Here is a 16,786-nt window from a genome sequence, read left to right on the forward strand (position 1 = left end):
ATGGGTATCGTGAGCACCATCGGGGCGCTTCCCCTCAGTATTCCGAGCCCGCCAGCCGAGTGGGCATCCTTCAGCCTTGGGCCGCTGACGCTCTACACCTACGCCCTATGCATCCTGGCCGGTATTGTTCTGGCACTGATGCTGACCGTTTCCCGCTGGAAGCGGTATGGCGGGAACCCTGACGTCATCTGGGACGTGGCCATCTGGGCCATCCCCTTCGGCATCCTTGGTGGACGGCTTTATCACGTGTTCTCCTCACCGGACGCCTACTTCGGACCGGATGGTGACCTCTCCCGCATCCCACGGATCTGGGAGGGCGGGCTGGGCATCTGGGGCGCCATCGCCCTGGGCGCCGTCGGTGCCTGGATCGGATGCCGCAGGTCGGGGGTCCGGCTCAGTGCGTTCGCGGACGCCGCCGCACCGGGAATCCTGCTGGCGCAGGCGGTCGGACGGTTGGGGAACTGGTTCAACCAGGAGCTCTTCGGCGCGCCCACCACGCTGCCCTGGGGCCTGGAAATCGACCCCGAGAACGCCAACTTCCCGGACGGCATGGCAGCCGACACGCTGTTCCACCCCACCTTCCTGTACGAAATGCTGTGGAATCTCGCCGGCGTCGCCCTCCTGCTGCTTCTTGACAAGCGCTTCGGCCTTCGCGGTGGCATGATGTTCTGGGCCTACGCCGCCTACTACACCGCCGGTCGGGTCTGGATCGAGGCCCTCAGGATTGACGACGCCGAGCTGGTCACCTTCTTCGGTGTCACCCAGCGCCTCAATGTGTGGACCAGCATCCTGGTCCTGATCGGCGCGATCGCTGTCCTGATCTATCTTGGGGTCAAGCGTAAAAGCACCGGCACCCAGTCGCTGTACCTTCCCGGGCGGGAACCAGCGGTCACCGACGAAACAGACGCCGACGGTGGGATCCACTCCCACCATGCGGACACAGAGGAAACGAATTCCACTACCCGTGGTAATCTCGTCGAAACAAACGGCAGCAAGGAAAACCTTCCCGAGACGGAAGTCACTCCTGACACGCCAAGGGAGAACGATTCCCGCCCCTAGCGTCCAGGGCCACCGCCCACCATGGACACCGCCACAGAGACGTGGCCCCGGCGCGCCGCAGACCACCCCTCGGGCGGAGTGCCGGTTATGGTCGGGCACACCAGTGCCCGTTTGTTCTGCAATCGTTGTCCCAGAAACCTCCGGAAAACGTCAGCCAAGCCATAGAATCTTGAATAAGTTCGTGTAGTGCGCAGCTCACGAAGCTGCAGACCTGGGGCCAAGGCCGTCCCCTCCCGACGCTCCATTCTGGGGGAAGGACTCTACCTATGAATGCTCCCATTTCCGGCAACTCCGCAGCCGGCAACTCCACAGCTGAGAACTCGGCGGCAAATGTATCGGCCGAGCACCAGCAGCACCCGTCAATCGTCGACGAGGTTGCCCCGGAGGCAACCGGCCCCGACGTCACCAGCCCTGGCGTCGAATCTCCCTTCGAGAGGTTCGCCAACATCCCCGAGGCCAAGGGTCTGTATAACCCGGAGAACGAGAAGGACGCCTGCGGCCTTGCCGTGATCGCTACCCTCCGCGGCGAACCCGGCCACGACATCGTCGACCATGCGTTGACCGCGCTCCGCAACCTGGAACACCGGGGTGCGGTAGGCGCCGACGAGGGAACGGGCGACGGCGCAGGCCTCCTCACCCAGGTGCCCGACGAGTTCTTCAGGGCCGTCGTCGACTTCGACCTCCCACCCGCCGGGCAGTACGCCGTCGGGACCGCTTTCCTCCCCGCCGCAGGCCGTGAGGAAGAAACCGCCCGTGCCGGGCTGGAAGCGATTGCCGAGTCCGAGGGACTCACCGTCCTCGGCTGGCGGGACGTGCCGATCCAGGCCGATCTGGTCGGCGCCATGGCCCGCGCCTGCATGCCCCATTTTGTGCAGCTCTTCCTGTCACCAGCCGGTGACACTGCAGACGCCGTCGATATTGATGCCCTGGCGTTCCGGGTCCGTAAGCGCGCCCAGAACAAGCTCGGCGTCTACTTCCCCTCGCTGTCCTCGAAGACCATGGTCTACAAGGGCATGCTGACCACCGCGCAGTTGGAACCGTTCTACCCCGACCTGTCCGACCCGCGGTTCAAGACCAAGCTGGGCATTGTCCACTCCCGGTTCTCCACCAACACCTTCCCGTCCTGGCCGCTGGCCCAGCCGTTCAGGACCATCGCCCACAACGGCGAGATCAACACGGTCAAGGGCAACCGGAACTGGATGCGCGCCCGCCAGTCGCAGCTCTCCCACAGCCTGCTCGGCGATGATCCGGAAGAGCTGTTCCCCATCTGCACGCCCGGGGCGTCGGATTCGGCGTCGTTCGATGAGGTCGCCGAACTGCTGATGCTCTCCGGCCGGCCCATCACCCACGCCATCATGATGATGATCCCGGAGGCGTGGGAAAACCACTCCACCATGGATCCGGCCCGCCGTGCGTTCTACCAGTACCACTCGATGCTGATGGAGCCGTGGGACGGCCCAGCCGCAGTGTCCTTCACAGACGGCACTCTCGTCGGCGCGGTCCTGGACCGCAACGGACTACGCCCCGCCCGCTACTGGGTGATGGAGGACGGGTTGGTGGTGCTCGCCTCAGAGGTGGGTGTCATCGACATCGAACCGTCCAAGGTGGTGCACAAGGGCAGGGTGTCCCCGGGCAAGATGTTCCTCGTTGACACCGAGGAAGGCCGCGTCATCGAGGACCAGGAGATCAAGGCCGAAATCGCCTCCGCCAACCCCTGGGGTGAATGGGTCAAAGACAACCTGCTGCACCTGAAGGACCTCCCCGAACGGGAGCACGTCCTGCACACCAAGGCGTCCATCAACCGGCGCCAGCGCACCTTCGGCTATACGCAGGAAGAACTACGCATCCTGATCGGCCCGATGGCGAAGGCCGGCGCGGAACCGCTGGGCGCGATGGGATCCGACACCCCGGTGGCAGTGCTGTCCAAGCGCCCCCGGCTGCTCTTCGACTACTTTGTGCAGTCCTTCGCTCAGGTCACGAACCCGCCGCTGGACTCCATCCGTGAGGAACTGGTGACCTCACTGCGGGCCTCCATCGGCCCGAACGGCAACCTGCTCTCCACCAAACAGGTGCACTCCCGCCAGGTGGGGCTCAGCTTCCCGGTCATCAACAACGACGAGCTGGCGAAGATCGCCAATCTCTCCAACGACGACGGCGAACGCATCGCCATGAAGGTGCGCGGCCTGTACCGGCCCGACGGCGGGGAAGCCTCCCTGCGGGCGCGGCTCACCGAGATCTGTGAGCAGGTCTCCAGCGCCATCAACCGGGGCATCCAGTACGTGGTGCTCTCGGACCGTGACTCGAACGCGCAGTGGGCGCCGATCCCGTCGCTGCTGCTCACCAGCGCTGTCCACCATCACCTCCTGAAGAGCGCAAACCGGACCAAGACCTCCCTCGTGGTCGAAGCCGGCGATGTGCGCGAAGTACATCACGTAGCAGCGCTGATCGGCTACGGGTCTTCAGCGATCAACCCTTACCTGGCGATGGAGAGCTGTGAGGAGCTGGTTCGCAACGGTGACGTCACCGGTGTCACCGCCGAGCAGGCCGTCGCGAACCTGATCAAGGGGCTCGGCAAGGGCGTCCTGAAGATCATGTCCAAGATGGGCATCTCCACCGTGGGTTCCTACTGCGGCGCGCAGACGTTCGAAGCGCTGGGCCTCGGTCAGGAACTGGTCGACGAATACTTCCACGGCACCCAGACGCAACTCGGCGGCGTCGGCCTGGACGTGCTGGCGGCCGAAACGGCTGCCCGGCATGCCAGCGCGTACCCCGAGGATGGCATCGACGATCCGCACCAGAGCCTGGACAATGGCGGCGAATACCAGTGGCGCCGCGACGGCCCACCGCATCTGTTCAATCCCGAAACAGTGTTCCGGCTGCAGCATGCCACCCGGGAGCGGCGCTACGACATCTTCAAGGCGTACACCCGCGGCGTCGATGACCAGTCCAAGGAACTGATGACCCTGCGTGGGCTCCTCCAGTTCAAGGAGGGGGTGCGCGAACCGATCTCCATCGACGAGGTGGAACCGGTCTCCTGCATCGTCAAACGATTCTCCACCGGTGCCATGAGCTACGGGTCCATCTCCCAGGAAGCCCACGAGACGCTGGCCATCGCCATGAACCGGTTGGGCGGCAAGTCCAACACCGGTGAAGGCGGCGAAGATGTTGACCGGTTGCTCGATCCGGAGCGTCGTTCTGCCATCAAGCAGGTTGCCTCGGGCCGGTTCGGTGTCACCAGCCTCTACCTGACCAACGCCCAGGACATCCAGATCAAAATGGCGCAGGGTGCCAAGCCCGGCGAGGGCGGTCAGCTGATGAGCCAGAAGGTCTACCCCTGGGTAGCCCGGACCCGGCACTCAACCCCGGGGGTGGCGTTGATTTCGCCACCGCCGCACCACGACATCTACTCGATCGAGGATCTTGCCCAGCTGATCTACGACCTCAAGCGGTCCAATCCATCGGCCCGGGTGCACGTCAAGCTGGTCTCCGAAGTGGGGATCGGCACCGTCGCGGCGGGCGTGACCAAGGCCAAGGCCGACGTCGTCCTCATCTCCGGGCACGACGGCGGCACCGGTGCCAGCCCACTGAACTCCCTCAAGCACGCCGGGGTTCCGTGGGAGTTGGGCCTCGCGGAAACGCAGCAGACCCTGATGCTCAACGGGCTCCGCGACCGCGTGGTGGTCCAGGTGGACGGTCAGCTGAAGACCGGGCGCGACGTCGTCATCGCAGCCCTGTTGGGGGGCGAGGAGTTCGGTTTCGCCACCGCCCCGCTGGTTGTCTCCGGCTGCATCATGATGCGCGTCTGCCACCTGGACACGTGTCCTGTGGGCGTAGCCACCCAGAACCCCGAACTGCGGTCCCGGTTCACCGGCAAGCCGGAGTTTGTGGTCAACTTCTTCGAGTTCCTCGCCGAGGAGGTCAGGGAAATCCTCGCCAGCCTGGGCTACAGGAGCATTGAAGAGGCGATCGGCCACAGCGAATCACTCGATGCCCGCAAGGCCATCAACCATTGGAAAGCCGATGGGCTGGATCTGGATCCGATCCTGCGCGGCAACGAGTTCGGCGACGACGCTCCGATGCGCAATATGACCACCCAGAACCACGAGCTGGATCAGCACTTCGACCGGAAGCTCATCGAGATGAGCGCGGACGCACTGGAGAACCGTGCGCCGGTGAAGATCTCGGTTGACGTGGTCAACACCGACCGGTCGGTGGGCACCATGCTGGGACACGAGGTGACCCGACGGTTCGGTATCGAGACGCTGGCCACCGACACCATCGACGTGACGCTCACCGGGCAGGCCGGCCAATCGCTGGGAGCATTCCTGCCAGCGGGGATCACGCTGCGGTTGTTCGGCGACTCGAATGACTACGTGGGTAAGGGCCTCTCCGGCGGCCGGGTGATTGTTCGGCCCGACCGCTCCAACGTGTTCGCAGCCGACCGCAACGTGATCGCCGGCAACGTGATCGGCTACGGGGCAACCAGCGGCGAAATCTTCCTCAGAGGGCAGGTAGGGGAGCGCTTCCTGGTGCGCAACTCGGGTGCCACGGCGGTTGTCGAAGGAATCGGCGACCACGGGTGCGAGTACATGACCGGCGGGCAGACCCTGATCCTCGGTCGGACCGGCCGCAACTTCGGGGCGGGGATGTCCGGTGGTACCGCCTACGTGCTGGACCTGAACCGGCGGCGCATGAACATCCAGAGCCTTGAGAACGGCGAACTTCAACTCGTTGATCTCGACGCCGAGGATATCGAAATAGTGCGTCAGCTGATGATCAAGCATGTGGAAGAGACCGAATCGAACCTCGCAACGCACCTGCTGGAGAATTTCGATGACACGATCGCCCGACTGACCAAGGTGCTGCCGCGTGACTACGCAGCGGTCCTTGACGCGCGGGCGGCGGCCATCGAAGATGGGCTCGATCCCGACGGTGAAGAAGCTTGGACCCGAATCTTGGAGGTAACCGGTGGGTGATCCACGCGGATTCATGAAGGTACGCGAACGCCAGACCCAACCCCGCAGGCCTGTGCCAGTGCGGATTATGGACTGGAAAGAGGTTTATGAGGCGCAGGAAAAGGGTGTCCTCAAAGCCCAGGCCGGACGGTGCATGGACTGCGGTATCCCGTTCTGCCACCAGGGCTGCCCGCTGGGCAACCTGATCCCGGAATGGAATGACCTCACGTACCGTGACAAAGGCAGGGAAGCGATTGAGCGGCTGCACGCCACCAACAACTTCCCCGAGTTCACCGGCCGGCTGTGTCCGGCCCCGTGTGAGGCGTCCTGCGTGCTCGGAATCAACCAGCCGCCTGTGACGATCAAGCAGGTGGAGGTGTCAATCATCGATGAGGCCTTCGCCGAGGGCTGGGTCGAGGCACACCCACCGGAGCGGCTCACCGACCGGACCATCGCCGTCGTCGGCTCAGGCCCGGCCGGCCTTGCCGTGGCGCAGCAGCTGACCCGGACCGGTCACACGGTCGCGGTCTACGAGCGTGACGACAAGATCGGTGGGCTCCTGCGCTACGGGATCCCCGACTTCAAAATGGAAAAGCACCATCTGGAACGGCGCCTTGAGCAGATGCGCGCCGAGGGCACCCGGTTCAGGACCGGTGTCGAGGTGGGCCGGGACATCAGTTGGGACCAGCTGCGGCGCCGCTACGACGCCGTCGTGGTGGCCACCGGTGCCACCATCCCGCGTGACCTGCCCATCCCTGGCCGGGAACTTGAGGGCGTCCACTTCGCGATGGACTACCTGGTGCAGGCCAATCGGGTGAGCGCCGGCGGCGTCGTCGAACAGCAGATCGACGCCGAAGGCAAGCACGTGGTCATCCTCGGTGGCGGTGACACCGGTGCGGATTGCCTGGGTACCGCGCACCGTCAGCGCGCAGCATCGGTGACGACGCTGGCAATCGGTCAACAGCCTCCGGCGGACCGCGCCGCGCACCAGCCGTGGCCAACGTTCCCGACCCTGTTCGAGGTTGCCAGCGCGCATGAAGAAGGTGGCGAGCGGACCTACCTCGCGTCCACCGTCGAATTTGTCGGCGAGAACGGCAAGCTGACGGCTATTCGCGTTGCCGAGACGGAGTTCGTGGAGGGACGCCGGGTGCCGAAGGCTGGCACCGAACGAAACATCCCGGCGGACCTGGTGTTCCTGTCACTCGGATTCACCGGACCCGAACCGGCCGGTATCACCGAGCAGGTGCAGGCCGAGTTCGACGAACACGGCAATATTGGCCGGGACGGTTACTACATGACCAACACTCCCGGGATCTTCGCGGCAGGCGATGCCGGCCGCGGACAGTCATTGATCGTCTGGGCCATCGCGGAGGGGCGCGCTTGCGCCGCGGCAGTGGATCAGTGGCTGATGGGGAAGACCAAACTGCCGGCACCGGTGGCTCCCACCGACCGAGCCATGGCAGTGCTCTGAGTGCACGAAGTCGCGAGCAGGCCGCCGCGCACCCAACATCATCTACTACAAGACGACTAGGCTAGGTTTCATGAGACGCGCAAAAATTGTTGCAACATTCGGCCCCGCAATCGCGAGCTATGAGAACACGGTGGCGGTGTTGAAAGCCGGTGTTGACGTTGCCCGGATGAACATGAGCCACGGCGATCACACGGTGCATAACCAGACCTACGAGTATGTGCGGCAGGCTTCGGAAGAGCTGGGCCGTCCGGTGGCGATCTTCGCCGACCTCCAGGGGCCGAAGATCCGCCTTGGTCGATTTGTTGATGGCCCGCATGTACTCGCTCCCGGCGACACCTTCACCATCACCACCGAGGACGTCGAGGGCACGCAGGACATTTGCTCCACTACCCACCTCGGCCTGCCCAACGACGTCAATGTGGGCGACACCCTGCTCATCGACGACGGCAAGGTTGCCATGCGCGCAACTCAGGTCGACGGCACGAAGGTTGTTGCTGTCGTCACCGTCGGCGGCGCTGTATCAAACAACAAGGGCATCAACCTTCCCGGTGTCGCGGTGAGTGTGCCTGCGATGAGCGACAAGGATGAGGCCGACCTGCGGTGGGCCATCCAGCGTGGCGTCGACATGGTGGCACTGTCATTCGTGCGGAACGCGTCCGACGTCGTCCGCGTTCACGAAATTATGGACGAAGAGGGACGCCGGGTTCCGGTCATTGCGAAGATCGAAAAGCCCCAGGCGGTGGACGCTATCGAGGAGATCATCGACGCGTTTGACGCCATCATGGTGGCGCGCGGCGATTTGGGCGTGGAGCTGCCCCTCGAAGAGGTACCGATTGTGCAGAAGCGGGCCATCGAGCTCGCCCGTCGTTGGGCCAAACCGGTAATCGTGGCGACCCAGGTGCTCGAGTCAATGATTGACAACCCGCGGCCCACGCGCGCTGAGGCGTCTGACTGTGCCAACGCAGTACTCGACGGAGCCGACGCCGTCATGCTCTCGGGCGAAACCAGTGTGGGCAAGTACCCCATGGAGACCGTCCAGACGATGGCGAACATCATCGAGTCGACCGAGAAGCACGGTCTGGACCGGGTACCTCCACTGGGTAGCAAGCCCAAAACCCGTGGCGGTGCGATTACCCGTGCGGCGGTGGAGATCGCCGACCAGCTGGACGCGAAGTACATCTGTACCTTTACCCAATCGGGTGACTCGGCACGTCGCTTGTCGCGCCTGCGGCCTACCAAGCCGGTATTCGCTTTCACCCCGGTTCAGTCAACGCTGAACTCGATGGCGATGATCTGGGGTATCCAGCCGATGCTCGTGGAGTTCGTTGAGCACACCGACCAGATGACCGCCCAGGTGGATCGGGTGCTGTTGGAGCAGGGTCTCGTGGAGCCGGATGACCTGGTGGTCATTGCTGCCGGGTCGCCTCCGGGGCAGGCAGGCTCGACCAACTCCATCAAGGTGCATAAGGTCGGCGACATTGCGGACGCCGGACAGCTCCCTAACGGTTACACTCCGAACAAGGAGAAGGTCGGTCCGTGGCCGGTCAAGAACAAGCTCAAATAGGCTTGTAGGTAAGTCAGCAGGCACAAACCGGCTGCCGCGGCACAGATACGTGCTGCGGCAGCCGGTTTTTTGTGTCTACGCAGCTTTGTGCTGCCGGGGGCGCTGCTAGGTGTTTAGTTGACCTGGTTGATGATGGTTTCGGCGACCTCGCGCATACTGAGGCGACGGTCCATCGAGGTCTTCTGGATCCAGCGGAAAGCCTCGGGCTCGGTGAGGCCCATCTTGGTGGTGAGTAGGCTCTTGGCGCGCTCCACGAGCTTGCGGGTGGCAAACTGTTCCTGCAGGTCCGAGACCTCATTTTCCAGTGCCTTGATCTCTTCGTGGCGGGAGAGGGCAATCTCGATGGCCGGGATCAGATCGGCTGGCGTGAACGGCTTGACCACGTAGGCCATGGCACCGGCGTCGCGTGCCCGCTCAACCAATTCCTTTTGGCTGAAGGCGGTCAGGAGAACGACGGGCGCGATGCGCGCCTTGACGATCTGTTCGGCTGCAGTGATGCCATCCATGACAGGCATCTTCACGTCCATCAGCACCAGATCGGGCTTGTGCTCCTTGGCCAGTTGGACGGCCTTTTCGCCGTTGTCAGCTTCGGCGACGACGTCGTATCCTTCGCCACGGAGGATCTCCACGATGTCCAGACGGATGAGAGTTTCATCTTCGGCAACAATCACGCGCCGCGCAACACCCGAGACGGTCGACTCGTTGGATTCAGACACAGGAGGCTCCTTGTTCAATCAATCAGATTTGCCCGGCAGGGCAGTGCCTTGCCGGTTCACTAAAACAGCCTATCGGCATGTAGAGTAGTTTCGCGCACTGACGAAGACTTGAGTAGGTCATTTCATATCAGTCAGGGCGCATGTTGGCCCGAATGGCGGAATTGGCAGACGCGCTGCACTCAAAATGCAGTATCGAAAGATGTGTGGGTTCAAGTCCCACTTCGGGCACAGTGTTTCCCCTAGTCAGAGGGGTATTAGGCAGGTAAGTGTGCACAAAATCTCGTAATCTGTGCACACGAAGCCTAAAATTGAGTGCATGGCGAGCATCTGGGCGCGTAGAAAGTCGGACGGATCTCAGTCGTTCACGGTTCGCTGGCGGAATCCCAAGACTCGGAAACAAGAGGCGATCAGCTTCGCTACTTCGACGGAAGCCGAGACTCTGAAGCGCTTGCTCGATGCGAACGACCAGTCCTTCGCTATCGCTCAGCACGCAATGGTAAAGAACCAAACGAGGGCGCCTTCTGTAGCGGCTGTAATTCAGGAACACATCGACCTGCTCGTTAGGCCGTCCGTAGGAACGGTACATACCTACCAAACGATGTTGAACCTACATATCGCGAATGTCATTGGACATATACCAGTCGACAAGCTGGATTATCGGCACCTCACCTACTGGATTAAAGCGATGCAAAAAAAGGGCAGATCTCCCAAGACGATCAGGAACAATCACGGTCTGATCTTTGCTTCGATGGAAACGGCCATCATGTTGGGATATCGGAGTGACAATCCCTGCCGGGGAGTCCAACTACCGACGGGCGAGAAGGCAGAGGATGAAGCTCGGTTTCTGACTCACTCCGAGTTTGGACTGATCCTTGAGTGCATGGGGGAGCGGTACAAAGCCTTCACCGAGTTCCTGGTGATGACCGGAACTCGTTTTGGTGAAGCCACTGCAGCGTCTGTGGCTGACGTCGATCTCATGTCAAAGCCCGCCACCATAAGAATCAATAAGGCGTGGAAGCGCGGTGCCGGGTCGCAGTACTACATCGGTGCTACAAAGACCGGCGCCGGAAAGAGGACCGTTTCGTTGAATCCTCAGCTCGTCGATGTACTAATACCGTTGGTAGCGAGCCGCCAGGGAAGCGAACTCCTCTTCACGACCCCAAAGGGCGAGAGAATTATGCATGGACTGTTCTGGCGCCATTATTGGCTGCCTGCGGTGAAAGCAGCTCAGTCTCAGGGGTTGAAGAAGACGCCACGCGTCCACGATCTACGCCATACACACGCCTCTTGGCTAATACAGGATGGTGTATCACTCTTTATTGTTTCGAGACGGCTCGGCCACGCCTCTACCCGGACGACCGAGCAGGTATACGGTCACCTAATGCCTCAGGCACTGCAAGATTCTGCTGATGCTGTGGAGCGGTCCGCCGTCATTTGGCGCGAATGGCGAGTCGGCTCTGCTTGAACTAGGAGGTCTTTTGACGGGCCCTCGTCCCGATGACTCGGATAGGTTGTCGGGGCTGCCCTGCGGAACGGACTTCGCGCAGCTCAGCGATCTGCCTCAAGTGTGATGATGTGAAGACCACTTTCCCCTTCCCCCAGACGGTGTGGGGGAACTCGCCCTTCACCACACCGGCCCGGAGCCACGCTTCTGAACACTTTAGGACCGCGGCCGCCTCCGCTGGTTCAAAGAATTTTAGCTTCATGTTCCTCGCCGAACCCTCTCCTGGTTTCTGAACGGTAAATGGCGCCTCGCTGGCGATAGTTCTAATTCATTGGCGGCAACGTTGTGTGCGGCATGACAGAACCGGGAAAGGTCCGTGAAGGGCTCTTCAGAATGGGGAGTGTAGTCGGGTTGGCGCGTCGGTCCTGCGAACGGGGTCGGGATCTGCCCGCCTTCTACGGTTCCAGTCTTGCCGACAACCAAGACTCAAAGTCCTCGCGGCTGATCCTCAGATGCTTACCAATCCGGTGAGCTTTTAGTCCGACGTGTTTCACCCGCCCCTGATAGAACGTCTGTTCGGAGATCTGGAGTTGAGCGCAGATCTCTTTTGGCGTGAGCCACTGTTGTTGGGCCGAACCCCGCCCGTCGCTGAGTTCAGGCGTGGTGGTCATTAGAGATTCTCCTGTGTGTCGGCATTGCTGCCGGTGGTGTTCTTAGTTTATGGACGCCAGTAGACCCGGCGGCATGACTTCGTGGCAATGACCAGGGTCTCCTTGCGCCGATGCGGGCGTCGCTACTTCCTGGGGAGTTCCACCTAAGGCTTGACCTCAAGAGCGAAGGTCGTGGCGATGGCTTCAATTTCTTGCAGTACTTGATCCGGGTGTGCAGTAAATCTGGCGGCTGCGTTGCGTTCCACAAGACCAGCACAACATAGCAGTGCTAAGTGCTGACGAATGGCTGGTGGAGACACTCCGAGTGCGGATCCGACTTCGCTGCAGGTTGAGGGGCCGTTTGTCAGCAGGAAGCGGATAATTCGGCTTCGCGTTCGGTTCATCAAGATGCTCGTCATGAAGGCCACAACCTGAGGAGTGATTACGAGTGCTTGTGTAGACGGGTCTACACAAGCAGGGTACTCCCGGTTGAGGTCAAGTTGGAAGAGGCTCACTTCGTAAATATCGTGGAACCGCCCGCGTCCCGAAGCCTGGCACTGCGTCAGTCGTCGCACCTTAAACTGGTGTCCTATTTGGACCATCGGATCGAGCAGTTGATTGCCGCGCGGGATGACTCGGGCAATACTGGGGCGAAGGGGATTCGTAGCACCTGGGCGGACTCTCGTCCCCGATCTGATGAAAGGGTGGGCAGCGAGGATGGACGAAACGGGACCAAATGATGGGTTGTCTTCCCAAGCCCAGCTGGCTCGTCGTCTGAACCTGTTGCTCGACGTCGTGGTCGCTGAACGTGGGAAGCCCGTGACGTTCCGCGAGGTTCAGGCCGAACTCGAGGGTAGAGGCATCAAGTTGTCCCGCGCGCGCTGGTTTTATATGAAAGAGGGGACTGGGCGTCTGGTCAGCGATCCGGTGCTGTTGGGCGGGTTATGCGACATCTTCAACGTTGACCCCTCATACCTGACCGGCGATGACGCCGAATTGCCCGAACGGATCGATTCGCAGCTCGAGTTTGTGAAGTCCCTCCGTGCGGCAAGGGTGAAGTCCTTCGCGGCGCGGACGCTGGGCGATGTTTCGCCAGAAACGCTAAGGGTCATCTCTGAATACCTCAACAGGGACATCGGTCGCCATCCTGGAGCGGAAGAGGCTGCAACTAATCCTCCAGCAGATACTGAAGATGAGCCGCCAGTAACTTCTTGATCCGTTCAGGGTTGGCTGAATAACGCGGCGAGCGTCCATGCCGTCGGCCAGGATCAAGGTCCACCGCGATGGCGCCTGTCTCCTCAAGGGCTAGCAGGTGCTTGGCCACGCTCGGCTCACCGGCGCTCACTGCCGCCACAATGTCACCACGGGTCGCCGGACCGTGCGCGGAAAGGTAGCGGAGGATCTCGTTGCGTGATCTGTTGCCAAATGTCGCTACGGCGGCTTCGACGTCGTTGGACCAGGCTTCGTCGTGCGGCTGCGTAATCCTGGGCATGGAACCATTCTTACCGAACGAACCCCAAAAAGTAAGACTGGCAGTCTTGACAATACTTTAAGTAGCTTTGACAATAGTTTTCATAGCCTTAATGTAGTCGTGGTTGACGCTGATTGTTCCAGCCACACCTGAGGCGCCGGCTGTGCCGACGCCGGCCTTATTGGAGTCGTTTAGTCAAAGCGGTGAAGACCATGCGCGTCGAATACAGGGCGAACCAAGCCCAACAAGATCAAGCAAGTGCAGAAACCATCGATGTCTCATTTCGTCGCGTGCCAGAGCAGGCCGCGGTTTCAGTCCCGGTGGATCAAATCATGATCGCCGTCGACGGTGTGCAGAGATACGTGGTTTCGCATCTCGCCCGGATCGGTAGGTCCTGCGACGTGGACGACGTCATGCAGGACATCCGTGTTGCGGTGTGGGATGGGGTGACCCGGGGTCATTACCGTCAGCTCCCCGGCATTCCCTTCGGCGCCTGGGTTCAGGGGGTGGGTGCGAACGTGTGCGCCGCGCACGTCCGTCGAGAGCTGCGCCATCAGACGCTCCCGCTGCTCACGGATCCCGGGATTGACGGGCCCGCGTCGTTCGATGCACTGGCGGTGTTGGGCATGGACCGGAACGGAGGTCAAAGTGCCGAGAAGGTCATTGACCAGCAGTGGGCACGAATGATCATTCAACTGACCGGGGCCAGCGTGCCAGCGGGCGTCTGGAATCTTGCCGTCGAGAGCCTCACCGGGCCCCGGCAGTACGGTCCGCCGTCGCCGCAAGACCGCCGTCGCTGGCACGCGGTGACCGTGGTGCGCCAGACGGCGAAAACCGTTCAAAATGCATTAAACGTTGATCATGCGGCCATCCGCAACATCGGAGACGTGTCTCGGCACGCAGCAGACTGTCTGCCCACACCGGTGCTCCGCAGAACTGCCGAAACTGTCGTTCGACCAGGACTCCGAGGACCTGAACGAAAGAGGGCCCTGGAAGCATTGGCCACCCAGCTGGGCGTCACCGAGCGCTATATTGCTGTTCAGATCGGCTTCGCGCGCCGACTGTATCAAACGGCATGGAAAATCCTCCAAGCCGGGACACTGACTGCCTACTGAATCATGTGGTGGAGCCGGGCTTCCGCCATGAACAGGCAGGAAGGAGGCCCCGATGTCCGTACTGCGGAGAAACTCGCAGCCTGGCTCCAACAGCCGGCGTTTCTGGTGGATCGCTGCAATTGTGCTCCTAAGCGTCTTCACGGCGCTCACTGCTTTCATGCGGCCGGCGGCCACGCCCGCATCGGCTCCAGTTCCACCGTCGTCGACGATGCCCAGCACGCAGAGGCCGGCGACTGCTTCCCCCGGGACGCCAGCACCAACTCCGACGGTGGTTCCCGACGTGGTGAACCCCGAGGCAGACGGCGCGCCTCGCACAGCTGACTTCCGTGAGCTCGCCGCCGCGGCAGCGACGGCGATCTACAGCTGGGACACGCGAGAGTCGTCCTACTCGGAGGTCTACTCACACCTCCGTGACTGGTGGAATGTGCTGCCGGACGGATCCAATCCACTGGGAGTCCTGGTGCAGGAGTTCGAAGCGACCGGGATCAACGCAGGAAGCTATACGACTCTGGCTGATCAGCAGGCATACCGTTCGGCCGCGGTTGAATCCCTGCGTTGTGACAGCGAACTGGCCAAGGTTCGGGAGCGGCCAGCGCCATGGGAGGGCCTGCATGTGTGCACAGTCTCGCTCAGGGTTCTGGATCAATCGGCTTCGAGCACCAACACCTACACCGCACCTGTCAGCGTCATGGTGAACTGCCCGCCCGCTGTGACAGCCCCGCCGGATCATTGCGTCATGGTCGGCTTCTATGCCGCACCGAGCAGAATCGTCTATTGATGCCGGCCGCCATGGTGTTTGCGGGGTTGGTCAAGCGTCGGGCCCTTCTGCGGGTTTCGCTGGCAGTGGCCTCAATCTTGATCCTTACGGGCGCCTTCGCATTTAGTGCGGCCGTGGCGGTGCTCGGCGCGAGCGCGGCTGATACCTCGGCTGAGACCTCCGATGTCTGCTCGGAAAGCGGCGGGGCCAGCGAGCCAGCCGCCAGCGGATCCCGCGCTTCGCGTATCCGCCCAAGCACCCCGGGTGAGGTCAATGTGACCGACAGGCAAATGGCGGTCGCGGGGGACTACGTCTCCATTGGCCAGCAATTGGGGGTACCCCGAGAGGGTCAGATTATCGCAATCATGATGGCCCTGCAGGAATCCAGCCTCCGGGTCCTTGCCAACGTGAACGTACCTGCCTCGCTCAAGTACCCGCATGACGGCGTCGGCAGCGATCACGATTCCCTCGGCACCGCCCAGCAACGTCCGGCGGCCGGTTGGGGGACTGTTGAACAGCTGATGGATCCCAAGTACAACGTGCGAGCCTTTTACGGCGGACCGGGTGGCCCTAACCGCGGAAGCCCGCCGGGGTTGTTGGACATCCGAGGTTGGCAGTCAATGAACAAAGGCCAGGCTGCGCAGGCTGTTCAGGTGTCGGCCTTTCCAGAGCTATACGCGCGGTGGGAGGCTGAAGCGACGGCAATTGTAGAGGCGCTCGGGGGCGGAATCGGGTCCGCTGAATGCACCAGTCCGTCTAGGTCGGCAACAAGCGAGCCGGAGAACTTGAACCAAGTACGCAAGGACATTCTGCGTTTCACCCGACAGGGTGTCGGCGGAACGTACGTGTGGGGTGGGACGGCCTTCAAAGCGTGGGACTGCTCTGGCTACGTTCAATGGATTTACAAGCAGGCTGGAGTCAACCTTCCACGAGTTGAGCAATGGAGAGTAGGTACTCGGACTGAGACTCCCCAGCCAGGGGACCTCGTAGTCCAGAACGCGCAAGGGCCAAACAATTGGGGACACGTTGGCATTTATGCGGGGGACAGCATGATGTACAGCGCGTTGAACCCTGCGGTGGGTACGTTGCTGCATCCAATAGCTTGGAATACGGATACGGCATATTTTGACCTACTGCCGTGACCTGTCCTTGCGCCGAACCTAGCAACCCTAAATCGGATTCCGCGGCCGGGCATGAGAGGGAGTGTACGGAGTGGTGCGAAAGTGGGAGGGGCAGGCGTTGATTGTGTTGTCGGGGAGATGCTCGTGGATCTAAAGGCTCCCGAGGAGATCAACATCCCTGGATCAGGGACGCACTCCTCCAGTTGCTCGGCTACGTGGTCCTCGACCCCGAAAATTCGTTGGGCATCCGCAAGGTCGGCACCTTGCTTCCCAGACAGCCCACTTCGCGGCCTGGACTCTCGACGACGTTCTCCAAGAGGATGCGGGTGACGCTCTCTAGAGGCTCCGAGCCGGTTTGCCGTCCTGCTGACTAGTCCCGGGATAACTGCCCTGAGGGACGCCCTATCCTGACGGACTTTAATTGCCTAGGCCATGGTGCGGTCTTCTGCGCTGCACCCCGGGC

The 16,786-nt window shown here is 61.8% G+C and carries 13 protein-coding genes and 1 tRNA gene; 10 read left to right on the plus strand and 4 right to left on the minus strand.

Annotation, left to right across the window (positions count from 1 at the left end; all coding sequences use genetic code 11):
• From lgt to pyk, 4 genes are all read left to right on the plus strand, one after another.
• On the plus strand, window positions 1-1,059 hold the full coding sequence (gene lgt / locus ACX80T_RS09900) for a prolipoprotein diacylglyceryl transferase (protein ID WP_024475698.1): 1,059 nt from the start codon (window positions 1-3) through the stop codon (window positions 1,057-1,059).
• 266 nt (window positions 1,060-1,325) lie between these two features.
• Window positions 1,326-6,035, plus strand: a complete 4,710-nt coding sequence (gltB, locus tag ACX80T_RS09905) for a glutamate synthase large subunit (RefSeq protein ID WP_024475699.1) — start codon at window positions 1,326-1,328, stop codon at window positions 6,033-6,035.
• Window positions 6,028-7,485, plus strand: coding sequence for a glutamate synthase subunit beta (locus ACX80T_RS09910; protein ID WP_019482409.1), 1,458 nt, complete (start codon window positions 6,028-6,030; stop codon window positions 7,483-7,485). Before gltB ends, ACX80T_RS09910 begins: the two co-directional genes overlap by 8 nt.
• Window positions 7,486-7,555: 70 nt before the next feature.
• Entirely contained in the window at window positions 7,556-9,049 is a 1,494-nt protein-coding gene (gene pyk, locus ACX80T_RS09915; protein WP_024475700.1) for a pyruvate kinase, read from the plus strand.
• A gap of 113 nt (window positions 9,050-9,162) precedes the next feature.
• Here the strand turns inward: pyk and ACX80T_RS09920 are convergent, their stop codons facing one another.
• Window positions 9,163-9,765, minus strand: a complete 603-nt coding sequence (locus ACX80T_RS09920; RefSeq protein ID WP_019482407.1) for an ANTAR domain-containing response regulator — start codon at window positions 9,763-9,765, stop codon at window positions 9,163-9,165.
• 146 nt (window positions 9,766-9,911) lie between these two features.
• On the opposite strand from ACX80T_RS09920, the gene ACX80T_RS09925 reads away from it, so the two are divergent.
• Window positions 9,912-9,993, plus strand: a tRNA-Leu gene (locus tag ACX80T_RS09925).
• An 88-nt stretch (window positions 9,994-10,081) separates the two neighbouring features.
• Window positions 10,082-11,230, plus strand: a complete 1,149-nt coding sequence (locus ACX80T_RS09930) for a tyrosine-type recombinase/integrase (protein WP_459304281.1) — start codon at window positions 10,082-10,084, stop codon at window positions 11,228-11,230.
• Window positions 11,231-11,664: 434 nt separating this feature from the next.
• Here the strand turns inward: ACX80T_RS09930 and ACX80T_RS09935 are convergent, their stop codons facing one another.
• Both ACX80T_RS09935 and ACX80T_RS09940 read right to left on the minus strand, forming a co-directional pair.
• Window positions 11,665-11,880, minus strand: a complete 216-nt coding sequence (locus ACX80T_RS09935) for a helix-turn-helix domain-containing protein (protein WP_459304283.1) — start codon at window positions 11,878-11,880, stop codon at window positions 11,665-11,667.
• 143 nt (window positions 11,881-12,023) lie between these two features.
• Window positions 12,024-12,461 (minus strand): helix-turn-helix domain-containing protein, encoded by a 438-nt coding sequence (locus ACX80T_RS09940; RefSeq protein WP_459304284.1) that lies wholly within the window; start codon window positions 12,459-12,461, stop codon window positions 12,024-12,026.
• 142 nt (window positions 12,462-12,603) lie between these two features.
• On the opposite strand from ACX80T_RS09940, the gene ACX80T_RS09945 reads away from it, so the two are divergent.
• Window positions 12,604-13,074: a hypothetical protein gene (locus ACX80T_RS09945; RefSeq protein WP_459304285.1), complete on the plus strand. Its 471-nt coding sequence runs from the start codon at window positions 12,604-12,606 to the stop codon at window positions 13,072-13,074.
• Here ACX80T_RS09945 and ACX80T_RS09950 read toward each other — a convergent pair.
• The gene (locus ACX80T_RS09950) at window positions 13,028-13,351 is read right to left on the minus strand and encodes an ArsR/SmtB family transcription factor (protein WP_116778076.1); all 324 of its coding nucleotides are present in this window, start codon (window positions 13,349-13,351) and stop codon (window positions 13,028-13,030) included. The two genes, ACX80T_RS09945 and ACX80T_RS09950, sit on opposite strands and share 47 nt — an antisense overlap.
• Before the next feature lie 269 nt (window positions 13,352-13,620).
• On the opposite strand from ACX80T_RS09950, the gene ACX80T_RS09955 reads away from it, so the two are divergent.
• The 3 genes from ACX80T_RS09955 to ACX80T_RS09965 are packed head-to-tail and all read left to right on the plus strand — an operon-like array spanning window position 13,621 to window position 16,344.
• Entirely contained in the window at window positions 13,621-14,445 is an 825-nt protein-coding gene (locus tag ACX80T_RS09955) for a hypothetical protein (RefSeq protein ID WP_459304286.1), read from the plus strand.
• 52 nt (window positions 14,446-14,497) lie between these two features.
• On the plus strand, window positions 14,498-15,223 hold the full coding sequence (locus ACX80T_RS09960) for a hypothetical protein (protein ID WP_459304287.1): 726 nt from the start codon (window positions 14,498-14,500) through the stop codon (window positions 15,221-15,223).
• Entirely contained in the window at window positions 15,223-16,344 is a 1,122-nt protein-coding gene (locus ACX80T_RS09965) for a C40 family peptidase (protein WP_459304288.1), read from the plus strand. The genes ACX80T_RS09960 and ACX80T_RS09965 overlap by 1 nt, the downstream gene beginning before the upstream one ends.
• Window positions 16,345-16,786: the final 442 nt, after the last annotated feature.

The organism is Arthrobacter sp. Sr33, from assembly GCF_054511195.1.

Bases quoted from the DNA above. Each gene is read 5' to 3' on its own strand.
- lgt (WP_024475698.1), top strand. From the start codon at position 1: ATGGGTATCGTGAGCACCATCGGGGCGCTTCCCCTCAGTATTCCGAGC.
- gltB (WP_024475699.1), top strand. From the start codon at position 1,326: ATGAATGCTCCCATTTCCGGCAACTCCGCAGCCGGCAACTCCACAGCT.
- pyk (WP_024475700.1), top strand. From the start codon at position 7,556: ATGAGACGCGCAAAAATTGTTGCAACATTCGGCCCCGCAATCGCGAGC.
- ACX80T_RS09930 (WP_459304281.1), top strand. From the start codon at position 10,082: ATGGCGAGCATCTGGGCGCGTAGAAAGTCGGACGGATCTCAGTCGTTC.
- ACX80T_RS09935 (WP_459304283.1), bottom strand. From the start codon at position 11,880: ATGACCACCACGCCTGAACTCAGCGACGGGCGGGGTTCGGCCCAACAA.
- ACX80T_RS09940 (WP_459304284.1), bottom strand. From the start codon at position 12,461: ATGGTCCAAATAGGACACCAGTTTAAGGTGCGACGACTGACGCAGTGC.
- ACX80T_RS09950 (WP_116778076.1), bottom strand. From the start codon at position 13,351: ATGCCCAGGATTACGCAGCCGCACGACGAAGCCTGGTCCAACGACGTC.
- ACX80T_RS09960 (WP_459304287.1), top strand. From the start codon at position 14,498: ATGTCCGTACTGCGGAGAAACTCGCAGCCTGGCTCCAACAGCCGGCGT.
- ACX80T_RS09965 (WP_459304288.1), top strand. From the start codon at position 15,223: ATGCCGGCCGCCATGGTGTTTGCGGGGTTGGTCAAGCGTCGGGCCCTT.